This is a genomic window from Paenibacillus sp. PvR133, assembly GCF_017833155.1.
GTDB classification, from domain to species: domain Bacteria; phylum Bacillota; class Bacilli; order Paenibacillales; family Paenibacillaceae; genus Paenibacillus; species Paenibacillus polymyxa_B.
This window is the reverse complement of sequence record NZ_JAFIBS010000001.1, coordinates 2975685-2993264: the sequence shown is the minus strand read 5'-3', so window position 1 is coordinate 2993264 and position 17580 is coordinate 2975685. Positions and strand designations below refer to the sequence as shown.

Annotated in this window: 18 protein-coding genes and 1 riboswitch; of the genes, 5 read left to right on the top strand and 13 right to left on the bottom strand. The window is 45.5% G+C overall.

All coding sequences use genetic code 11. The annotated features are described in order from the left end of the window. Positions 1-45 precede the first annotated feature (45 nt). On the bottom strand, positions 46-927 hold the full coding sequence (locus tag JOE49_RS13155) for a putative sporulation protein YtxC (RefSeq protein WP_075153970.1): 882 nt from the start codon (positions 925-927) through the stop codon (positions 46-48). A 240-nt stretch (positions 928-1167) separates the two neighbouring features. Between JOE49_RS13155 and JOE49_RS13150 the strand changes: the two genes are divergently transcribed. The 4 genes from JOE49_RS13150 (at position 1168) to JOE49_RS13135 (ending at position 4443) form a co-directional block, all read left to right on the top strand. Further along, the gene (locus JOE49_RS13150; RefSeq protein ID WP_160789759.1) at positions 1168-1563 is read left to right on the top strand and encodes a hypothetical protein; all 396 of its coding nucleotides are present in this window, start codon (positions 1168-1170) and stop codon (positions 1561-1563) included. 206 nt (positions 1564-1769) lie between these two features. Beyond that, positions 1770-2264 carry a cation:proton antiporter regulatory subunit gene (locus JOE49_RS13145; RefSeq protein ID WP_209941468.1) on the top strand — a complete coding sequence of 165 codons (495 nt, stop codon included), beginning with the start codon at positions 1770-1772 and terminating at the stop codon, positions 2262-2264. A gap of 4 nt (positions 2265-2268) precedes the next feature. Continuing rightward, entirely contained in the window at positions 2269-3495 is a 1227-nt protein-coding gene (locus JOE49_RS13140) for a cation:proton antiporter (protein WP_025723303.1), read from the top strand. Between the two features lie 84 nt (positions 3496-3579). Further along, a complete protein-coding gene (locus JOE49_RS13135; RefSeq protein ID WP_209941466.1) occupies positions 3580-4443 on the top strand; it encodes a YitT family protein in 864 nt (287 codons plus the stop codon). Between the two features lie 96 nt (positions 4444-4539). Here JOE49_RS13135 and mqnC read toward each other — a convergent pair whose 3' ends face one another. The 4 genes from mqnC to metA all read right to left on the bottom strand — a co-directional run bounded on the left by mqnC (position 4540) and on the right by metA (position 9508). Beyond that, on the bottom strand, positions 4540-5673 hold the full coding sequence (mqnC, locus tag JOE49_RS13130) for a cyclic dehypoxanthinyl futalosine synthase (RefSeq protein ID WP_023987792.1): 1134 nt from the start codon (positions 5671-5673) through the stop codon (positions 4540-4542). Between the two features lie 433 nt (positions 5674-6106). After that, positions 6107-7285: an aminotransferase class I/II-fold pyridoxal phosphate-dependent enzyme gene (locus JOE49_RS13125; protein ID WP_209941464.1), complete on the bottom strand. Its 1179-nt coding sequence runs from the start codon at positions 7283-7285 to the stop codon at positions 6107-6109. Beyond that, entirely contained in the window at positions 7282-8466 is a 1185-nt protein-coding gene (locus tag JOE49_RS13120) for a PLP-dependent transferase (RefSeq protein WP_209941462.1), read from the bottom strand. Before JOE49_RS13120 ends, JOE49_RS13125 begins: the two co-directional genes overlap by 4 nt. A 124-nt stretch (positions 8467-8590) precedes the next feature. Beyond that, positions 8591-9508: a homoserine O-acetyltransferase MetA gene (metA, locus tag JOE49_RS13115; RefSeq protein WP_053325031.1), complete on the bottom strand. Its 918-nt coding sequence runs from the start codon at positions 9506-9508 to the stop codon at positions 8591-8593. A gap of 118 nt (positions 9509-9626) precedes the next feature. Then, positions 9627-9752, bottom strand: a riboswitch (SAM riboswitch). A 551-nt stretch (positions 9753-10303) separates the two neighbouring features. Between metA and corA the strand changes: the two genes are divergently transcribed. Then, positions 10304-11239 carry a magnesium/cobalt transporter CorA gene (corA, locus tag JOE49_RS13110; RefSeq protein WP_053325030.1) on the top strand — a complete coding sequence of 312 codons (936 nt, stop codon included), beginning with the start codon at positions 10304-10306 and terminating at the stop codon, positions 11237-11239. 160 nt (positions 11240-11399) lie between these two features. Here corA and JOE49_RS13105 read toward each other — a convergent pair whose 3' ends face one another. The 8 genes from JOE49_RS13105 to JOE49_RS13070 form a co-directional block, all read right to left on the bottom strand. Beyond that, positions 11400-12407 (bottom strand): HRDC domain-containing protein, encoded by a 1008-nt coding sequence (locus JOE49_RS13105; protein WP_023987787.1) that lies wholly within the window; start codon positions 12405-12407, stop codon positions 11400-11402. A gap of 166 nt (positions 12408-12573) precedes the next feature. After that, the gene (locus JOE49_RS13100; protein WP_023987786.1) at positions 12574-13452 is read right to left on the bottom strand and encodes an ROK family protein; all 879 of its coding nucleotides are present in this window, start codon (positions 13450-13452) and stop codon (positions 12574-12576) included. 223 nt (positions 13453-13675) lie between these two features. Then, positions 13676-14572 carry a 5'-3' exonuclease gene (locus JOE49_RS13095; protein WP_013309415.1) on the bottom strand — a complete coding sequence of 299 codons (897 nt, stop codon included), beginning with the start codon at positions 14570-14572 and terminating at the stop codon, positions 13676-13678. 72 nt (positions 14573-14644) lie between these two features. Continuing rightward, a complete protein-coding gene (locus JOE49_RS13090; RefSeq protein WP_023987785.1) occupies positions 14645-15010 on the bottom strand; it encodes an arsenate reductase family protein in 366 nt (121 codons plus the stop codon). Between the two features lie 43 nt (positions 15011-15053). After that, positions 15054-16013: an RluA family pseudouridine synthase gene (locus JOE49_RS13085; RefSeq protein WP_209943612.1), complete on the bottom strand. Its 960-nt coding sequence runs from the start codon at positions 16011-16013 to the stop codon at positions 15054-15056. A 21-nt stretch (positions 16014-16034) separates the two neighbouring features. Then, positions 16035-16598 (bottom strand): cob(I)yrinic acid a,c-diamide adenosyltransferase, encoded by a 564-nt coding sequence (locus tag JOE49_RS13080; protein WP_028542959.1) that lies wholly within the window; start codon positions 16596-16598, stop codon positions 16035-16037. An 18-nt stretch (positions 16599-16616) separates the two neighbouring features. Beyond that, positions 16617-17186, bottom strand: coding sequence for a type 2 periplasmic-binding domain-containing protein (locus tag JOE49_RS13075; protein ID WP_209941460.1), 570 nt, complete (start codon positions 17184-17186; stop codon positions 16617-16619). Between the two features lie 101 nt (positions 17187-17287). Beyond that, positions 17288-17494, bottom strand: coding sequence for an aspartyl-phosphate phosphatase Spo0E family protein (locus tag JOE49_RS13070; RefSeq protein ID WP_023987781.1), 207 nt, complete (start codon positions 17492-17494; stop codon positions 17288-17290). Positions 17495-17580 lie beyond the last annotated feature (86 nt).

Sequence of the window (17580 nt, the reverse complement as noted above, 5' to 3'; positions counted from 1 at the left end):
AGGCAAAGGCTTTCCAGAAATCCATTAGTTTATACGAACAGATTATTATTTTTGAACATCCTGACCTGGATAAAGTCTGCTCAGTTTCACTTTATCTTCAAAAATATGCAGGAGTGTCCGCACTATGGGGGTGTGTTCATCGTCTGTGTGCAATATAATGGAAGCAGGAGAAATCGAAATAAGGGTGCTCACGATTCGATCCTCGACCTCCATTTCCAATTCAATGCCTGGCATCTCGACAATGATGTCATCTGCATCAGGAGTCGGTATGGGCACCATGGCACTATCCAGAATCGTAAAATTATGTCCGCCTTGGTGAAGTACGTGTACGAGCGGAACTTTGCTTTCCTGAAAAAAAACAAAATATTTAAGCAGCCCCATAAATTCTTCGTATTGCCGATCTGCCCAGAATTCTTCCATAGCATAGTCGACGATTTCTTCAAGCTCTTTTTTATACGCATGGAGCCTAAATTGAATCAGCCCTTCCAAATTTATCACACGAAGCTCCTTGAAATCCTTCTCCAGGAGAGTAGTCAGCTTACCATGACGCTTCAAACGACCTCTGGGGCCATCATCGTTTAACAGTGAACGAATCATACTGCGAATTTGCTCTGCATCCTCTTTCTCCAGCAACGAACAGGCTTTGGTGAGAATGAGATTGAGCAGCCCCCACTCCTTGACTTCGATAATATAATCCGCTATTGCCGAAGACATGATGCTGTATACACAGGGGAGAAAGCTTTCAAACGCCGAATTGCTTTCTGTGCCCTTGCAGGTCCATGCCACTTTGTTATCCAGCTGTCTGAAAGTGAATCGAAATCCGCGCCGTGACATATGTAGTCCCTTTGTTCTACTTTTGACCACTTCGTAAAACCGGTCGGTTTCCTGATCTCCGTCTGTATTGGTCCACACTGTAAACAGTTCCATTGGCTCACTCCTTTCGATCACTGCTTTCAGTATATGGCGGCCTCTGAAGGGTTATACGAAGTGAACGACTGGAAACAGAAAGACATATTCAAAAGAGGATAATCTGGTTTCAAAAAGCCGGTTGGCGTGTTATAAACATTACTGTGATATAGGAAAAAAACCGAAAGACGTTTGAATATTTAGGGTGGGGTATGTTAAGGTTATATTAATATGAATTTTTCACAAGAGGGAGGAGATAAGATGTCAACGATGCTGAACATGCTGCGTACATTCATGATCGTCATATTGAGCCTCGTTCAGATTTTGTCCCTTCCTGTGACGTTTCATGCGGAAGACACTACTCAATCCCTTCAGTTTACTGCAGGATCTTCTGTTGTGCCTCATGCTGATGTTTCCTCGTTAGAAACTGATTCTCACGGTCTGGAGCACCATTCCAAACCAGCTATACGCAAATCCTCCCCTTTACTTCATCTGGTGATCGCTGCGGCCAAATCACTTCCCTTTGTCATTTTGATAGCGCTTGTGCTGCTATTGAGCATCCCTAAACTACGTCTGCCTTTTATTCCTGTCATTTGCAAACTAAAGAAGCAATTGTACTTGTTCCCCATCAAATTCACCTCTAGTTATGTGGCTTAACCTTCCTTTGCATGCACATCACCACATTTGCATGTCTATTTGTTAACTATCCCTATAAGTGTAATACGTAAAGTCTATTTATCCGGTTTTTTATGTTAATTTATAAAATTTAATACAAAAAGAAAGTTTCCATGTCACTCCCAAAGTATGTGATTTATTTCCCATACCATTCATTTAAATAACGTATCATACAGGAGGCTTTACAAATGGATATTCGAGAGTCTATTTTGCCAGGAATCGGGATTAAGTATCGAATAGATGCAGAGAGTGGCGACCGAATTGTCATTATTATTCATGATGATGGCAGGCGCGAGTTGTATCACTTTGATTACGAGGATCTGGAACAAAGTATTTCTATGACAACCCTGAATGATCAGGAAGCGCGATTGGTAGCCTCCATCATCGGTGGTATGACCTATAAGCCCAAACAGCTTGAAAGTGTAGAAATGACGTTTGACGATTTTATTATCGAATGGTATAGAGTGGAATCTGATTATGCAAGTGTCGGCAAATCCATCGGTGAGCTGGATGTAAGGCAAAATTCGGGAGCCACTGTTATTGCAATTGTGGAGAAAAAAGGAAATAAATATGTAAATCCTGGTCCTGAAGTGATGATTAACGATGATGCCACTGTAGTCGTTGTTGGGGAACGCGATCAGCAAAAACGATTTAAACAAATCCTTATGAACGGAAGCGGGTGATTGGATGGATCATCTGGTATTTGAGGTTGGATTGGCTATTGCTCTCATCGCTGCAGCCGGACTTATTTCCTCCAAACTGCGCTTCTCGGTCATCCCTTTTTATATCCTGATCGGAATGGCAGTTGGACCGCATGCGATGGAGCTATGGCATTTTGATTTTCGCTTTATCGAAAGCGCCCCATTTATTGATTTTATGGGAAGAATCGGAGTGCTGTTTCTTCTCTTCTACTTGGGTCTCGAGTTCTCAGTAGGTCGGTTAATTAAATCAGGTCGTTCCATTGCTGTGGGCGGTACCATTTATATTGGCATCAATTTTACACTGGGGCTGGCTCTTGGCTTCCTGAGCGGCTTTCCTGTAGCAGAGACACTGGTTATCGCCGGAATTACAACAATATCATCCAGTGCTATTGCTGCGAAGGTGCTGGTAGATCTCAAGCGGACCGCCAATGCTGAAACTGAAATGATTTTGGGCATTATTATGTTCGAGGATGTTTTCCTCGCCGTATACATCTCCATCCTCTCCGGATTGGTTCTTAGCGATTCATCCTCGCTCGGGGGTGTGCTGCTATCAGCGCTAATCGCGCTAGGCTTTATGCTTGCAGTCATTATTATCGGCCGTAAGGCCGTCCCTCTGTTAAATCGGATTCTCCGTATTCGCTCCAATGAGGTATTCGGACTTGTTGTTTTCGGCTCTCTGTTTCTGGTGGCTGGTTTTTCGGAAACGATTCATGTGGCGGAAGCTATCGGCGCCCTGTTGGTCGGTCTGGTACTAGCCGAAACGGAACACGCCAAACGGATCGAGCATTTAATTGTTCCTTTCCGCGATTTCTTTGGCGCCCTGTTTTTCTTCAGCTTTGGACTATCCATTGATCCACTGTCCCTGGGAGGAAACGCGATATGGCTTGCACTGGTAGCAGTCATCCTCACGTTGTTTGGTAACATTTGGGCAGGAATGCTGGCTGGGCGTACAGCCTCCTTATCTCCCAAAGCGTCAGCAAATATCGGCCTGACCATTGTGGCACGGGGTGAATTTTCGATTATCATGGCCAACTTGGGTAAAGAAGGCGGTTTGCTTGATATTGTTCAACCCTTTGCAGCCATCTATGTGCTCATACTGGCGATTCTTGGACCACTTCTGACAAAGCAGTCAAAACCTATTTTTAATATGTTAAACAAAATATTTAAGTTCAAGGACCCCCGCCTACGAAAGGAAGAAAGTAACTCGGCGTAACTGTAAAAGCTGGATACGACAATCCATAGGAGGGAAGGCTATGCCGCACGCTGTAAAACATGCCGAAACTCTATGAGGCGGCTTGTGAAGCCCGCTTCAGGAGATGCGAGCAGGTTCCCTGTCTTTTATACGGTGATTGGCGGAATTACGGCATCCGTCGGTCTGGAATTGTTTTTGCATCCGCATGATATGATCGCTGGAGGCGTCACGGGGATCTCCAGACTCATGTCGCTTTATTCACAGGAGCATTTTGGGTTACTGCTATTCGTTTTGAACTTGCCACTTATGCTGCTGTATTCTCTGTCTACTCACAAACCCATGCTGCTTCGTGCACTACCCGGCTTGTTCGCCTTTTCGGGCTCAGCCATCATTCTTTCGCCTTTTCCGGCAGTGAGCGGCCATCCGGTCGTATGTGCTTTGGGCGGCGGAATCTGTATAGGGCTTGGCGCAGGGCTGGCAGCTCGTTACGGTGGTCTGCTCGATTCACTAGGACTTAACGAGTCAGACGATGGCCGTCCATCCACATTATTGCTAACACATCGCAAGATTCCGTTAATACAGATTGTTATGCTGTGTAATGGTCTGCTGCTCATTACGGCTGGCTTTGTGCTAGGCTGGGAGCCAGCTCTCTATTCAGCCTTATCCTGCCTCGCCGCCTATGAAACGACCCGGCTGATGTTTACCGGTCTGACGCGTATGGTTTGTGTTGTCAGCAAGAAACAGCAAACCGTCGAGGATGCCATATATCGCAGGCTGCGTATACACAGCACGCCTGTTGTAGACTCTGCCCAGATAGAGGGCAAGATTAAAAACGAATCTGAGGATAAAAAAGAACAAATGGTAATCGTTTACAGCGTTCATCTGTTGGATTTGCAGCGCTTTAAGGCAGTCATCCAAATGGCAGACCCGCAGGCTGAGATCATGTATATGAAACGATGGAAAGCTTAGCAAAGTAACACATCAAAAAACGCTTATCTACACTAATCCTTGTACATAGATTAGTGATGGATAAGCGTTTTGTAATTAACAATATATTAACGGATATTAATTTTGCATGATAAAATCATGTTCAATACTGCTGGCACTGTCAAAAGTACGAATAATATCATAACGGGTATTGCGCTGTGCCGGAACGTGACCCGTCTCGCGGATCAACTGTAAAATGGATTCGATGTTAACCTTATACGTTGCGCCTGCAGCAGAAACTACGTTTTCCTCAATCATGGTGCTGCCAAAATCATCGCAACCGTAGTACAACGATTTTTTACCGATTTCAGGTCCCATGGTTACCCATGAAGACTGAATATGCTTGATGTTATCCAATACAAGACGACTGATCGCAACGGTCTTCAAATATTCCTCCGGCGTCTGGCGTTCCTTCTTCAGATTGGTGTTGTCTGGCTGGAAGGTCCAAGGAATAAAGGCTAAAAATCCTTCAGAATTATATTTGTTTTCAATGCATTCGTCCTGAGCATCACGAACACGCAACAAATGCAGCGCACGCTCCTCCATCAACTCGCCAAAGCCGATAACCATCGTAGCAGTCGTGTTCATCCCAACCTTGTGAGCCGTTTGCATCACATCCATCCAATCACGCCAAGAGCCTTTGAGACGGCTAATTTTCCGGCGTGTGCGGTCATCCAAAATTTCTCCGCCTCCACCCGGAAGCGAATCCAATCCAGCTTCATGAATGGCTCGAATCGTGTCTTCCATGGATAGACCGGATTTTTCCTTCATTTTGTGAATTTCAGCTGGCGAGAAGGAGTGCATCGTAATATCGGGAAAACGCTCCTTGATAGCTTTCAGCAAATCCGTATAATAACTGAACGGCAGATTCGGATTCACACCGCCTTGCATTAGAATTTCGGTGCCACCTACATCCTGCGTTTCCTTGATCTTCTGAAAGATCACCTCGTCCGGCAAAACATAACCTTCATCAGAACCCGGTCTACGGTAAAAAGCGCAGAAGCGACAATATACGTCACATACGTTCGTATAGTTAATATTTCGTCCGATGACGAAGGTTTTAATGGGATCGGGGTGCATGCGATTCATAACTTTATTCGCCGCATGACCTATTTTTTCTACCTCATCTGATTCGAACAAAGCAACGGTATCCTCTAAATTCAGGCGTTCGCCGCGTAGGGCTTTATCTAAAATATGGTCGATTACACTCATGGTGTATCCTCCTTCGCTGTCACAGGGCGACGAAATGAAAGACAGGACTTATGAACGAGAATGCTTTCACAAACCTGCGTTCGAACCCTGCCGTAATGTATGTTCATGACTGGCCTTGTATGTTGTCTGTGCTATTTAGCATAGTAAAACCTAATGATAATACTAACATATCTTTAGGTAAGGAACCATACTTATTCCCGCTTCTTTCTGCTTTTCACCTAGGAAAACAGGCAACTGCCAAGCTTATCTCAACATTGCATATAGACAAGAAATAAGAAAACAGAACTGAAAAGTGCATTTTTTCACACTGTCCTTCATGTCATTCTTATAGAAAACAGCAAGCCTCCTGAATGAATGGAAACTTGCTGTTTAGTACTGTACATATTTGCTCCCTGCCTGAAAACGACAAAGATACTACTGATGTGCTAACGCTCTAGCGCAGCGCCTCATCCAGATCACTGATCAAGTCGTCAATATCCTCCAGACCTACGGAGAAACGAAGTAGTCCGTCCGTAATCCCGCGCTCCAATCGTACACTATGAGGCATAGCCGCATGTGACATCATCGCCGGATACGACAAGATGCTTTCCACAGCTCCCAGACTCACGGCTACAATTGGAATACGTACGCGACTGAGGACTTCTTTTGCACGCTCACCAGAACCCACATCAAACGATATCACTGCACCATAACCGCTGCATTGACGCTCATGAACTTCACGTCCTGGATGATTCTCCAGACCCGGGTAGTATACCGCCTCAATGTCGTTGCGCTCGTTCAGCCAGTTAGCGAGCTTCGCTGCACTCTTTTCGCTGTGAGCCATACGAGCCTCCAGTGTCTTCATACCGCGCATGAGCAACCATGACTCCTGCGGAGCCAGCACGGTACCCAGTCCATTTTGGAGCTGCTTGATTTGTCTCCCCAGCGATTCGGTACGTGCTACTGCAAGTCCTGCCAGCACATCGCTGTGTCCGCCCAGAAACTTGGTCGCACTGTGCAATACAATATCGACTCCCTGCTCAATCGGACGTTGATAATAAGGTGTCATAAAAGTATTATCCAATAGCGTCAAAAGTCCGTTATCCTGTGCCCAAGAGGTTATTCCTGCTACATCGGTAATTTTGAGAGTCGGATTGGACGGGGTTTCCATATATACAGCCCTTGTATTCTCCTGCAACGCCTCTTTCACAAGGTTGAGGTCCGTCATGTCAACGAAGGTCGTTTCGATATTCATCCGTTTCAAAATGGAGGTCAGCAGTCGATATGTTCCTCCATATACGTCCTCGGAAACAATGACATGATCTCCAGCAGACAAGAGCATAAATGTAGTAGAGATGGCCGCCATACCTGATGCAAAGGCAAAACCGCTGGCTCCGCCTTCTAATAAGGCGATATAATCCTCCAAAGCTTGTCGTGTCGGATTACCTGAACGGCTATAGTCATGCTGGGGAGGATTAAAAATATCATGATGGTGAAAGGTAGAAGCTTGATAGATCGGGACGCTCGAAGCCCCCGTAACACTGTCAATTTCAGAGCCGAAATGCAGCAGCTTGGTAGCGAACTTCCGCTCTTTGTCCAGATCCTGGCCGATCCTTCTCGCATCCTCTATCATTGCTGCTCCCCTCCTTCTACTTCTTGACGTGCCGCTTCCAGCGCCGAACGCAAATCTTCAATTAGGTCGTCTGTATGCTCAATGCCGACGGAGAAACGCAACAGCCTGTCATCTACCCCGACTGCATCCCGAATTTCTGCTGGTATGTCCGCATGTGTCTGCACAGCGGGATAGGTCATTAATGATTCCACACCGCCGAGACTTTCCGCAAACGCAATGAGCTTAATGTGACGAAGCAAAGGCTCCACATAACGAGCATCCTTTACTTTAAAGGAGAAGATACCCGTATTTCCGCTGGATTGTTTATTTTGAATCTCACGACCTGGGTGGCCTTCGAGAGCTGGATAAAATACTTCCGCCACCGCCGGATGCGTCAGTAAATAGTTAGATAGCACTGTTGCATTATGCTGATGTCGGTCCATACGCAGCGCTAACGTCTTCATCCCCTTCATCAACTGATAGCAGTCGCTCGGGGAAAGCACGGCCCCTATGGAATTGTGCAGGAAGGAAATTTCAGCCGATAGCTCTTTGCCTTTGGTTACGATCAGCCCTGCCAGCACATCATTGTGTCCGCCCAAATATTTGGTTGCGCTATGTACCACAATATCAGCGCCCAGCTCCAATGGCCGCTGGAAATATGGGGTTAGCAGCGTATTATCTACAATGGTAAGCAACTGATGTTGTGATGCCCACTCGGCAACCGCTCGAATATCAGTGATCATCATTAACGGATTTGTAGGTGTTTCTATGAATACAGCTTTGGTATTCGGTCGACATGACTGTTCGAGTGCTTCAACATCGTTCGTATCCACATAACTTGCTGTTACACCAAATTTAGATAAAATACGCTCCAGCAAGCGATATGTCCCGCCATACAGATCCAGCGATACAATGAGGTGATCTCCCTGTCCAAACAATGCAAATACCGTTTGCAGCGCCGCCATACCTGAGCTACATGCAAAACCTGCATCACCCGATTCAAGTGCAGCAGAAGCCTCTTCCAGTACCTTTCGCGTAGGATTGATCGTCCGAATGTAATCAAATCCTGTGCTTTGACCTAGACGGGGATGGCGGAACGCCGTAGATTGGTAAATCGGGTAATTAACAGCCCCGGTTACTGGCTCCTCTACTGAACCGATTTGTGCCAATCTGCTTTCGATTTTCCACTGTTTCTCACTCATATGAATCCTCCTGTTAACTTCCATAGTGGGTGCTATAACAAATCCTGCAAAAATGGATGTCAAAGACTATACTGCTGCGCTACTGCAAGGTGGTACTGTACAAGGGTAAACTACAAGCCCCTTTTTAAATCTGGGGCCCGATATCGTAAGGTGTTTCTTGGTATACATAATAGTTCAGCCAATTCGAGAATAATAAATTGGCGTGTGCCCGCCAGATTGAGGGTGGTGTGCGCTTGGGATCATCATTAGGAAAATAATTTTTGGGGACTTCAATATCCATTCCTTTGGCCACATCGCGGTCGTATTCCCATTTCAGGGAAAGCGGGTCATATTCAGAGTGCCCAGTTACAAAAATTTGTTTACCGTCAAGCGTGGCTACGAGGTACACTCCAGCTTCCTCGGATTCGGATAAAACTTCTAATTCGGCAATATGATCAATATCTTCCCGCCGAACCTCCGTATGTCGGGAGTGAGGAGCATAAAACAATTCATCAAAGCCGCGTAGCAATTTTACTTTAGGTTTAATCACGGTGTGTGGAAATACGCCAAAGCATTTGTAGTCGAGCCCGTATTTAGGGACATCGAAATGATGGTATAAGCCTGCCTGTGAGGCCCAACAGATATGCATGGTCGAAGTTACATTCGTTTTCGTCCATTCAAAGATTTGCTGGATCTCCTCCCAGTAGTTCACATCCTCAAACTCAAGCTGTTCAACCGGGGCTCCTGTAATAACCATGCCGTCAAAACGACTGTTCTTGATCTCGTCAAACGTTTTATAGAACATGTTCAAATATTCTTGCGATGTATTTTTGGATACATGAGATTTCATGTGCACCAGCGTGACGTCCACTTGCAGCGGCGTATTGCCTACCAAGCGCAACAGTTGGGTTTCCGTCGTCTCCTTTGTAGGCATTAAATTCAAAATGGCGATACGCAATGGACGAATATCCTGATGATAAGCCAAGCTTTCATCCATTACGAAAATATTTTCGCCCTCCAGCACTTCCTTGGCAGGTAGCGTGTCTGGGATTTTAATCGGCATGTAAACTCACTCCTTGTTCGGTAAGTTTTGCGAAAATCGTCTTGTTGAGATGCCGGGCATATAATAAAAAGACCTTTCTCAGGTTAGAGAAAGGTCATATTTGTATCCATATGCGCCTCTCTCATCTGTCAGGGCAACGCTCTTTGTACAAAGCGCGCGTCCTGCAAGAATTAGCACCGTGCGATTAAAATCGCCGGTTGCCGGGTATCATCGGGCTAGTCCCTCCACCTGCTCTTGATAAGATTTCGCTATATTCATTTTAGGTTCACAAAGTTCTTGTTGTTCACTTTAATGCATCGGCTGGGCTTCGTCAAGATGGGACTTTTAAATTTGTACCCTGCATTCACATTTTGTCTACCTTTTCCATAGGTTAAATCATATCCCTCCTATCGTTGAAGCTCTTGCCACTACTGTTGATTTAGCCCATGATTTTGCGCTTGAAAGGCCGTAGGCCGAGCGTTATACTATACAAGTGCTATTAGGCAAAAATATGGAGCAGTAGTGCAGATTTGAGTGTTTCCTGCGATACTGTGGCAATCTAAAAAAGAACATTTGAGAGGTGAATCCGGAATGGAAGGCGACCCGAGTCCGAATAGGCGGCGATCCCTGAACAACAGCATAGGAATGACTTCAGCTTGCCGAAAGACGGGACGCCAGGCTCTGCATGCTCCAAAAGCCTCCGGCTTTTGATGGGAGTGCACGCTTACCCGCACCGGCTAACTGGCTAACTGAGTCCATTCCTTATGCTTAAGGTAAACGTATTTCCGTTACGACGGAGCATAAGGAGTGACATATATGAAAATCCGTTTGGTCAACAACGGGGTTTTTACCCCTGTCGAAGAAATTGAAATGGCGCTTACTGCACCGGCAGAAGGTTTTTATTGGATTGATGCCGATGTCGATGATTTGACAGTGCTCCAGCCTTTATTTTCCATGCATGATCTTGCAGTAGAAGACTGTTTGAGTGAAGAAGAACAGCGTCCGAAGATTGAAATTTATGAAAGCCATTATTTTATCGTTGTAAATAGCATTCGTTTTGATGATGAAGAAATATTTTTGCGAGCTTTGAACATTTTTCTCGGCCGCCATTTTATCATTACGGTGACCAAGCAGAAAATAAATGAGCTTCGTACCCTCAAGCCTATGCTGTGGGAGCAAGAAGTCAGCCAGCCTGACCGTTTTATGTATCTGTTGGTCGACTTGATTGTTGACAACTATTTTCTGGTTGGTGACCGGATTGAGGTCCGCATTGAGAAGCTGGAAGAAGATATTCTAATGCATACGAAAAAGTCGCATTTGAACGAAATCATCGGCTTACGAAGTGAGATTCTGTGGCTGAAAAAAGTGCTGGGTCCACAAAAAGAAGTCATCAATACCCTGAACAAACGGGATTTGCGGCTCATCGACGATCAATTGCAAAAATATTTCAGCGACATTTATGAAAATGCTGTGAAAATTTCGGAGACTTTTGAAACTTACCGCGACTTGATGGGTAACCTTCGAGAAGCTTATCAATCCAGTATCGCCAACCGTGCCAATGAAATTATGCGTGTGTTTACGGCAATTACGACCGTATTTATGCCATTGACAGTCATTACCGGAATATATGGGATGAACTTCGATAATATGCCTGAGCTTCATACACGTTATGGCTATTTTGTCGTCATTGGTATTATGGTGGCATTAGGTGTCAGTATGTTCTGTATTTTCCGCAAGAAAGACTGGGTTTAAAAAGAACAGGGGGAAAAGTACCGAGTTGGATACTTTTTTCGATTTTCAGCTTGGTCATAAAAAGCAGCAGCCGTGTCCTGTGTGGAACTCGCTGCTGCTTTTTAGTATGTTGAACCCTGAATGCACTTTAATACTTTAGCTTTATTCAATCAGTTCTATATTATCCAACATGTCGGTCGGGTACCTGCTGATGACGAAACCGTATACGGATCAGACGCAGACGCTCGTAAATTTGATCCAGTCCTGTTTCGGTTGCCTTTTCTTCCCCATACACTTTCAGCATGACGGGCTTGAGCAGCGCATCCCCCAACTCTTCATAAGCAGACCAGATGGCTGCCTGCTCTTCCTCAGATACATTCACCAATTCCTTGCGGATCAGCTTCTCCATATCAATGCCATCCCTGTCCAAATGCTCCACAGCTTCAATCATCTCTCTACGATGCAAACCTGTCTTCATTCCGATATGCTCCAGTGAAAGACCGTCCGAAATGCCTTCGATAATCGTTCTAGTTAGGCTGAATTTGTTCAGCTCCTGCCTGTACTGGTTCTCTTTTTGCTTGTATAGCCATGACAAAAAAACTTCTTCTTCCAGCGTCTCTGTTACCCAGTTCAACGGAAATGGTGTGGTCCGGTCATTTTGTGTCGTAATAGCCAATAGCTCCGTCCCATATTGCGACACTTTACCCTGACCCATACCAGGCAGCTCCAACAGTTCTTCTTCGGTATGGGGAAGATAGACGCTAATGAGTCGAAGCAGCCGATTCGTAGCGATAAAATAAGGTGCTTTTCGTTCCGTTGCTGCCTTTTGCCGTCTCCACATCGTCAACTGCTCATACACTTCATCACGTGGAAACAAATCACTGTAGCAATACAGCTTTTGCAGCGTTTGTCCTCGTCCTGATGATCCTTCTTGCTCATGAAATACGCCATGGATTAAGGGCCTATAGCCCTCAGCCATTTTGAGCGCCAGCTCATGACGGTATACATGTAGTAATTCCTGCCACAAGCTGCCCTCATACCAAAGGTCGTCTATACTTTCATCCGGGACATGCTGTGTGCTCCAGCCTGCACTCCATCCCCCTTCATGCTGCCCAATCCATACCTGAGCAAAGTCCTCATAGCCCTGTTCATTTCGTTTGGACAAGCGATTTAAAAATACAATATCCATGATTTCTTCCTCCCTCATATCGTTGAAAGACAGTCCCGCACAACACAAAAACGCAAAAAAAAGCACCCATCCTGCGTATTCGCAAGAAAGGTGCTTCCCTTTTTGAGCCGTACTATACTGTTGCCTATATAATAACCGTACCTTGGAGTGCCGTCAACCATAAATTCTAATGATTCAGCTTTTCCTTTGCCAATGCCAGAGCACCGCACAATCCAGCATTGTCACCCAATCCCGGAGATACGATATATTGCTCAATATCTGTTGCCAGACTCGAATGCTGTACGTATCCGTTCAAAAGTTCTTGAAGCTTGGTACGAATGAGCGGGAACAGTTGGTCCTGCTTCATCACTCCCCCGCCCATAATAATTTTTTGCGGTGACAGGATTAATACATAGCTCATTAAAGCCTGTGCCAGATAGTACGCTTCCATTTCCCAGGCCGAGTGATCGACAGAAAGCTCATGTCCTTTAACCTTCCATCTTTTTTCGAGCGCAGGACCTGCTGCCAGTCCCTCCAAACAATCTCCGTGATAAGGACATGTCCCCTCGTAAGTATCTTCTGGGTGACGACGTACCAGAATATGCCCCATTTCCGGGTGGGATAATCCATGTATCAGCTTTCCACCAACCAAAGCACCCGCCCCGATGCCTGTACCTATCGTAATATACAGACAGTTGTCCAATCCTTTGGCGGCACCCCAAATAGACTCACCAAGTGCTGCTCCATTCACATCCGTGTCAAACCCCATAGGCACATCAAAATGCTCTTTCAGTTTGCCAATCAGATTGTAATTTCCCCAATGTGGCTTTGGCGTTGTTGTAATATAGCCATATGTATCACTACCTTCGATAGGATCAATCGGCCCGAACGAGCCTACGCCCAATGCTTCAATGCCCTTGCCTTCAAAAAATGCGATGACATTCTCCATTGTTTCTGCTGGGGTGGTTGTTGGAAAGCTCGCCCGTTCCAGTACCTCTCCACGTTCGTTGCCAATTCCACATACAAATTTGGTACCGCCTGCCTCAATTGCTCCCAATACTGTCATAGTTGCTGTTGTCCCCTTTCGATAATCCGGTTCTCTCTCCACTATATTCACCTGAAATGTACCTGAGGTCAATCCCCTTATCGCAATTGTATATAATCCTTCACATGACTATATAACTCCGTCGACATATGGGTATATAAATAAGGACACTAACGCACCAAGCGTCAGCATCCCTATATTACTTACTTTACTTAAATTGTCCGTATCAAGCCTAACAGCTTTATTAAGATCCGGTTGCGACACCCATCAATGTACACAAGCTTTTCATTTCAAGCTGCTCAAACTTGTCTACAATTTGCACGTGATCCAGCGTCAGCAGACAGCTATCCAAAGCACATGCTACAGGTACACCACAGTGAATTTCAGCAAGTTTGCGTGAAAGATGCAGCATATCCAAATCACTCTCAATTTTTTTACGGACCGAGGGTGTTAATTGATCCAGATTCTCCAGAATGCCCTCAATAGAGTCGTATTCCTGCACCAGCTTGAGTGCCGTTTTCTCACCTATACCTCGTACTCCTGGATAATTATCGCTTGCATCCCCCATCAGGCCTTTAAGGTCCACCACTTGGCGTGGCTTAAGCCCTTTTTCAGTCAGCAGGGTCTCCGGAGTGTATACCATATAATTGCCGTGCCCTTTTTTCATAATAATGACCCGTGTCCGCTCATCCACTAATTGAAGTAAATCATGATCTCCTGAGAGAATCATTACATCCATGTCCTCATTTTGCGAATAATGGCGTGCAAGCGTACCGATACAATCATCGGCTTCAAAGCCTTCCGCTCCAATGTTGGGAATGCCGAGGCTGTCCGTCACTTCACGAATCAATGTAAATTGGGGAATCAAATCATCTGGTGCGTCGGCTCGGTTTCCTTTATACGCAGCAAAATGTTCCCCACGGAATGTCGTTCCGCCCATATCCCAGCAGCAAATGACATGTGTAGGATTAAACGTTTGGACTGCATCCCAAAAATATCGAATAAAACCATAGATGGCGTTCGTTGGCACCCCAGCTTTTGTACGACGGATATAACCGTTTGCGGCGGTTGCATAATAAGCGCGAAATAGCAGGGCCATGCCGTCAACCAGCATTACGGATTGTTCATTGCGTTGTGTCACAGATTGTATTGCTCCCATTCATCATAATATTTAACCCCCACAGTATAACATATCGTGAGTGTAAATTGGGCGTTATTGAGCTTCCCATGTGCCCTCAAATGTTTCCTCTTTGAATCCTATCGTTACTTTGTTCCCGTCGGTTACAATCGGGCGTTTGATTAATCTACCATTCGAGGATAAAAGCGAAATTTGCTCTTCACGACTCATGTCTCCAAGCTTATCTTTCAGCTTTAGCTCTTTGTACACCTCACCGCTTGTATTAAAAAACTTTTTCAGCTCCAGCCCGCTTTTTCGAATTAAATCTTCCAATTCCTCTGGGCCGGGCGGCTGTTCAAAAATAGGAATAAGTTCCGTCTCATGTCCCTTGTTTTGCAGCCATTTCACTGCATTACGACAGGTACTGCATTTAGAATACTGATATACTTTCAGTTGGCTCATCGCTAGATTAACCTCCATTTGGTTTCGATAGCTTATTTATATTTTATTCTGAAAAATATTGCGCTCTTAATAGCTCCTGCATTTCAGCCATATCTTCAGGTAGAGGAGCATAGAACGTCAGCCGCTCCCCGGTTACAGGATGCTCCAAGGACAGCTCTGAGGCATGCAAGGCTTGTCGAGGCATCCTGGCATCAAGCTGATCATATCGTTCACGTTGCGCAGCATCATCGGGTGTAATCCGGTACATTTTATCTCCGATCAACGGACAACCGATATAAGTCATATGCACTCGAATTTGGTGCGTACGCCCAGATTCCAACTTTAGTCCGATGCGACTTCCCCCGTTCCACACTTCCTCCAGCTTATACAGCGTAAGGGCAGGATAACCATCCGGGGTCACCATACGTAAATGCGGATTATCCGGGTTGCGGTCAATCGGTCCGTCAACCTTACCTTCCTGCAGCTCAGGGCGCCCATGCACCAGAGCCGTATAGCGCTTATCCACCGTTCCCGCAATCATCTGCTCAGAAATATGCTGGTGTACATACGGATTTTTGGCTACTACCAGCACACCCGTCGTCTCTTGATCAAGACGATGAACAGGACGAAACCGGAACAGTTCTCCCTTGGTCTGCCAATAATGCACAACCCCATTAGCCAGTGTTCCAGTGTAATGACCGTGAGTTGGATGGACAATCATACCCGCCGCCTTGTTCACCACTAACAAATGTTCATCCTCAAACAATATCTCAAAAGGAATGGGTTCAGGTAAAATATCATCAGAACGCTCGCGCTCCATGCGAATTTCTACTCGATCCCCGGACTTCACCTTTACGCTGATGTACACACGTGTCCCGTTCAGCATAATACCTTGCTCGGTCAGCTTGAGTTTGGATATTAACTTTCGAGAAATGTTCATACGTTTTTGTAAAATAGTCTTCAACAGCATGCCCTCCTCCTCAGGAGGGATCGTATATACGATAGGTTCATAGTACAAGCTCATCACAAATTCCCGGTTGCCTCCTTATTTGCGGAACACTTTTTTGCTGCGCACATATTCGACATCGGGCACACCCTGACGGACATTCGCTGTGCGAGCAACGGCAAAGAAATAATCGGAAAGACGGTTCAAATACCGACGTACCGCCGGATTGATGTCCGTATGTTTACCTAGTGTAACAGCACGGCGTTCCGCGCGTCGGCAAACCGTACGGCAAACATGAAGCGTTGAGGATAATGTGCTACCACCCGGTATAATAAAACGCTCCACCTTCGGATTTTCCTCCTGACATGCATCAATCCAGCCTTCCAGTCGCTCTGCCAGCTCGTCTTTCACCTTATATTTGCTTTCACTGATTTTAACAAACGCCAAATCCGAACCACAATCAAACAGCTCCTGCTGTATTTCCTCCAATTGAGTCCGAATATCCGCAAACTTTTCCCCTTCGGCAAAGCTGATCGCTTGTCCTACAAAGCTGTTCAGCTCGTCAATTGTACCGTATGCCTCCACACGGTCATCATCTTTGGACACTCGACCTCCAATCACAGAAGTTTGTCCTTCATCACCTGTTCTGGTATAGATCCCCATATTACTCCATCCCCCTTATCATTCCGTAAGTGCTTTCAGCACCTTGATGGCTTCTTCCTTATTGCTTGTACGAGGCGGCACGGTAGCAAATAATGTTTTTGAGTTATATTTTAGCTCCTTAAACATCTTCATCTGCTCCACCGGAATTCCGAACAAATGAGTTTCCTTGCTTACATCTGTTTCTTCTTCCTCCTGCCCCTTCTTCTTAAATACGCCGCCCTCGAACACGCCCCGAGCGTACGTCTTCTTGTCAAAAGCATCATCTAACGGCAGATTCGAACCATTCTGTCCATACAGCTTCATGTCCTCTTCCGGCAAAAGAAACAGATCATGCTCCCCGGCCGCATATTCTACAACCAGCTTCTGCTGGTTATACAGCGGACTGACTGAAATCTCAATAGTCGGAGCCTGTTCGCCCAGCTTATCCTTAAGCTTTTGTGCCAGCTCTTCACGGATGACTGAAGCATCCCCTTTATCCATAATAAAAATGGAGAAGCTGTCCTTGTCCCGTCCCCCACATCCAGCCAATAATACAAGTGCCAACATTCCGATGATCCATGGCGATAGCCTTTTTAGCCCTGCTCTCATATGTATGCCCCCTCTTCCATGCCATTAATATATCATAAGTTGTGAACGCAAAAAAAGAAGGCCCTACGGCCTCCTTCTTACCTTTGGCTGACTTCACACGGTTAAACCTTGCATTCCGTACCATACATTTTCATGTATTCATTGATTTTCAAATCGAGCTTGCAACTAATCTCGATGACAAGATCAGAGGTGAAGGACTGCTCTTCCTGAAACGTCCGCATCATCTCATTGCGCAGGAACAAAATTTCATCTTCTAGGGAAATGTCGTATCCTATTGAACTAGACGAATTATATCCAACATATGACATGAGCATTCCTCCTACAATTGAAAAATTGAACTTCCTGCTTTCGAATTCAAATTATAGCATAGAAATTTAGAAATAAAAGACTATTT

Excerpts from the sequence above, each read along its gene's own strand:
- JOE49_RS13155 (WP_075153970.1), bottom strand. The coding sequence starts at position 927 with ATGGAACTGTTTACAGTGTGGACCAATACAGACGGAGATCAGGAAACC.
- JOE49_RS13150 (WP_160789759.1), top strand. The coding sequence starts at position 1,168 with ATGTCAACGATGCTGAACATGCTGCGTACATTCATGATCGTCATATTG.
- JOE49_RS13145 (WP_209941468.1), top strand. The coding sequence starts at position 1,770 with ATGGATATTCGAGAGTCTATTTTGCCAGGAATCGGGATTAAGTATCGA.
- JOE49_RS13140 (WP_025723303.1), top strand. The coding sequence starts at position 2,269 with ATGGATCATCTGGTATTTGAGGTTGGATTGGCTATTGCTCTCATCGCT.
- mqnC (WP_023987792.1), bottom strand. The coding sequence starts at position 5,673 with ATGAGTGTAATCGACCATATTTTAGATAAAGCCCTACGCGGCGAACGC.
- JOE49_RS13125 (WP_209941464.1), bottom strand. The coding sequence starts at position 7,285 with ATGATAGAGGATGCGAGAAGGATCGGCCAGGATCTGGACAAAGAGCGG.
- JOE49_RS13120 (WP_209941462.1), bottom strand. The coding sequence starts at position 8,466 with ATGAGTGAGAAACAGTGGAAAATCGAAAGCAGATTGGCACAAATCGGT.
- metA (WP_053325031.1), bottom strand. The coding sequence starts at position 9,508 with ATGCCGATTAAAATCCCAGACACGCTACCTGCCAAGGAAGTGCTGGAG.
- corA (WP_053325030.1), top strand. The coding sequence starts at position 10,304 with ATGAAAATCCGTTTGGTCAACAACGGGGTTTTTACCCCTGTCGAAGAA.
- JOE49_RS13105 (WP_023987787.1), bottom strand. The coding sequence starts at position 12,407 with ATGGATATTGTATTTTTAAATCGCTTGTCCAAACGAAATGAACAGGGC.
- JOE49_RS13100 (WP_023987786.1), bottom strand. The coding sequence starts at position 13,452 with ATGACAGTATTGGGAGCAATTGAGGCAGGCGGTACCAAATTTGTATGT.
- JOE49_RS13090 (WP_023987785.1), bottom strand. The coding sequence starts at position 15,010 with ATGAGCCAACTGAAAGTATATCAGTATTCTAAATGCAGTACCTGTCGT.
- JOE49_RS13085 (WP_209943612.1), bottom strand. The coding sequence starts at position 16,013 with ATGAGCTTGTACTATGAACCTATCGTATATACGATCCCTCCTGAGGAG.
- JOE49_RS13080 (WP_028542959.1), bottom strand. The coding sequence starts at position 16,598 with ATGGGGATCTATACCAGAACAGGTGATGAAGGACAAACTTCTGTGATT.
- JOE49_RS13075 (WP_209941460.1), bottom strand. The coding sequence starts at position 17,186 with ATGAGAGCAGGGCTAAAAAGGCTATCGCCATGGATCATCGGAATGTTG.
- JOE49_RS13070 (WP_023987781.1), bottom strand. The coding sequence starts at position 17,494 with ATGTCATATGTTGGATATAATTCGTCTAGTTCAATAGGATACGACATT.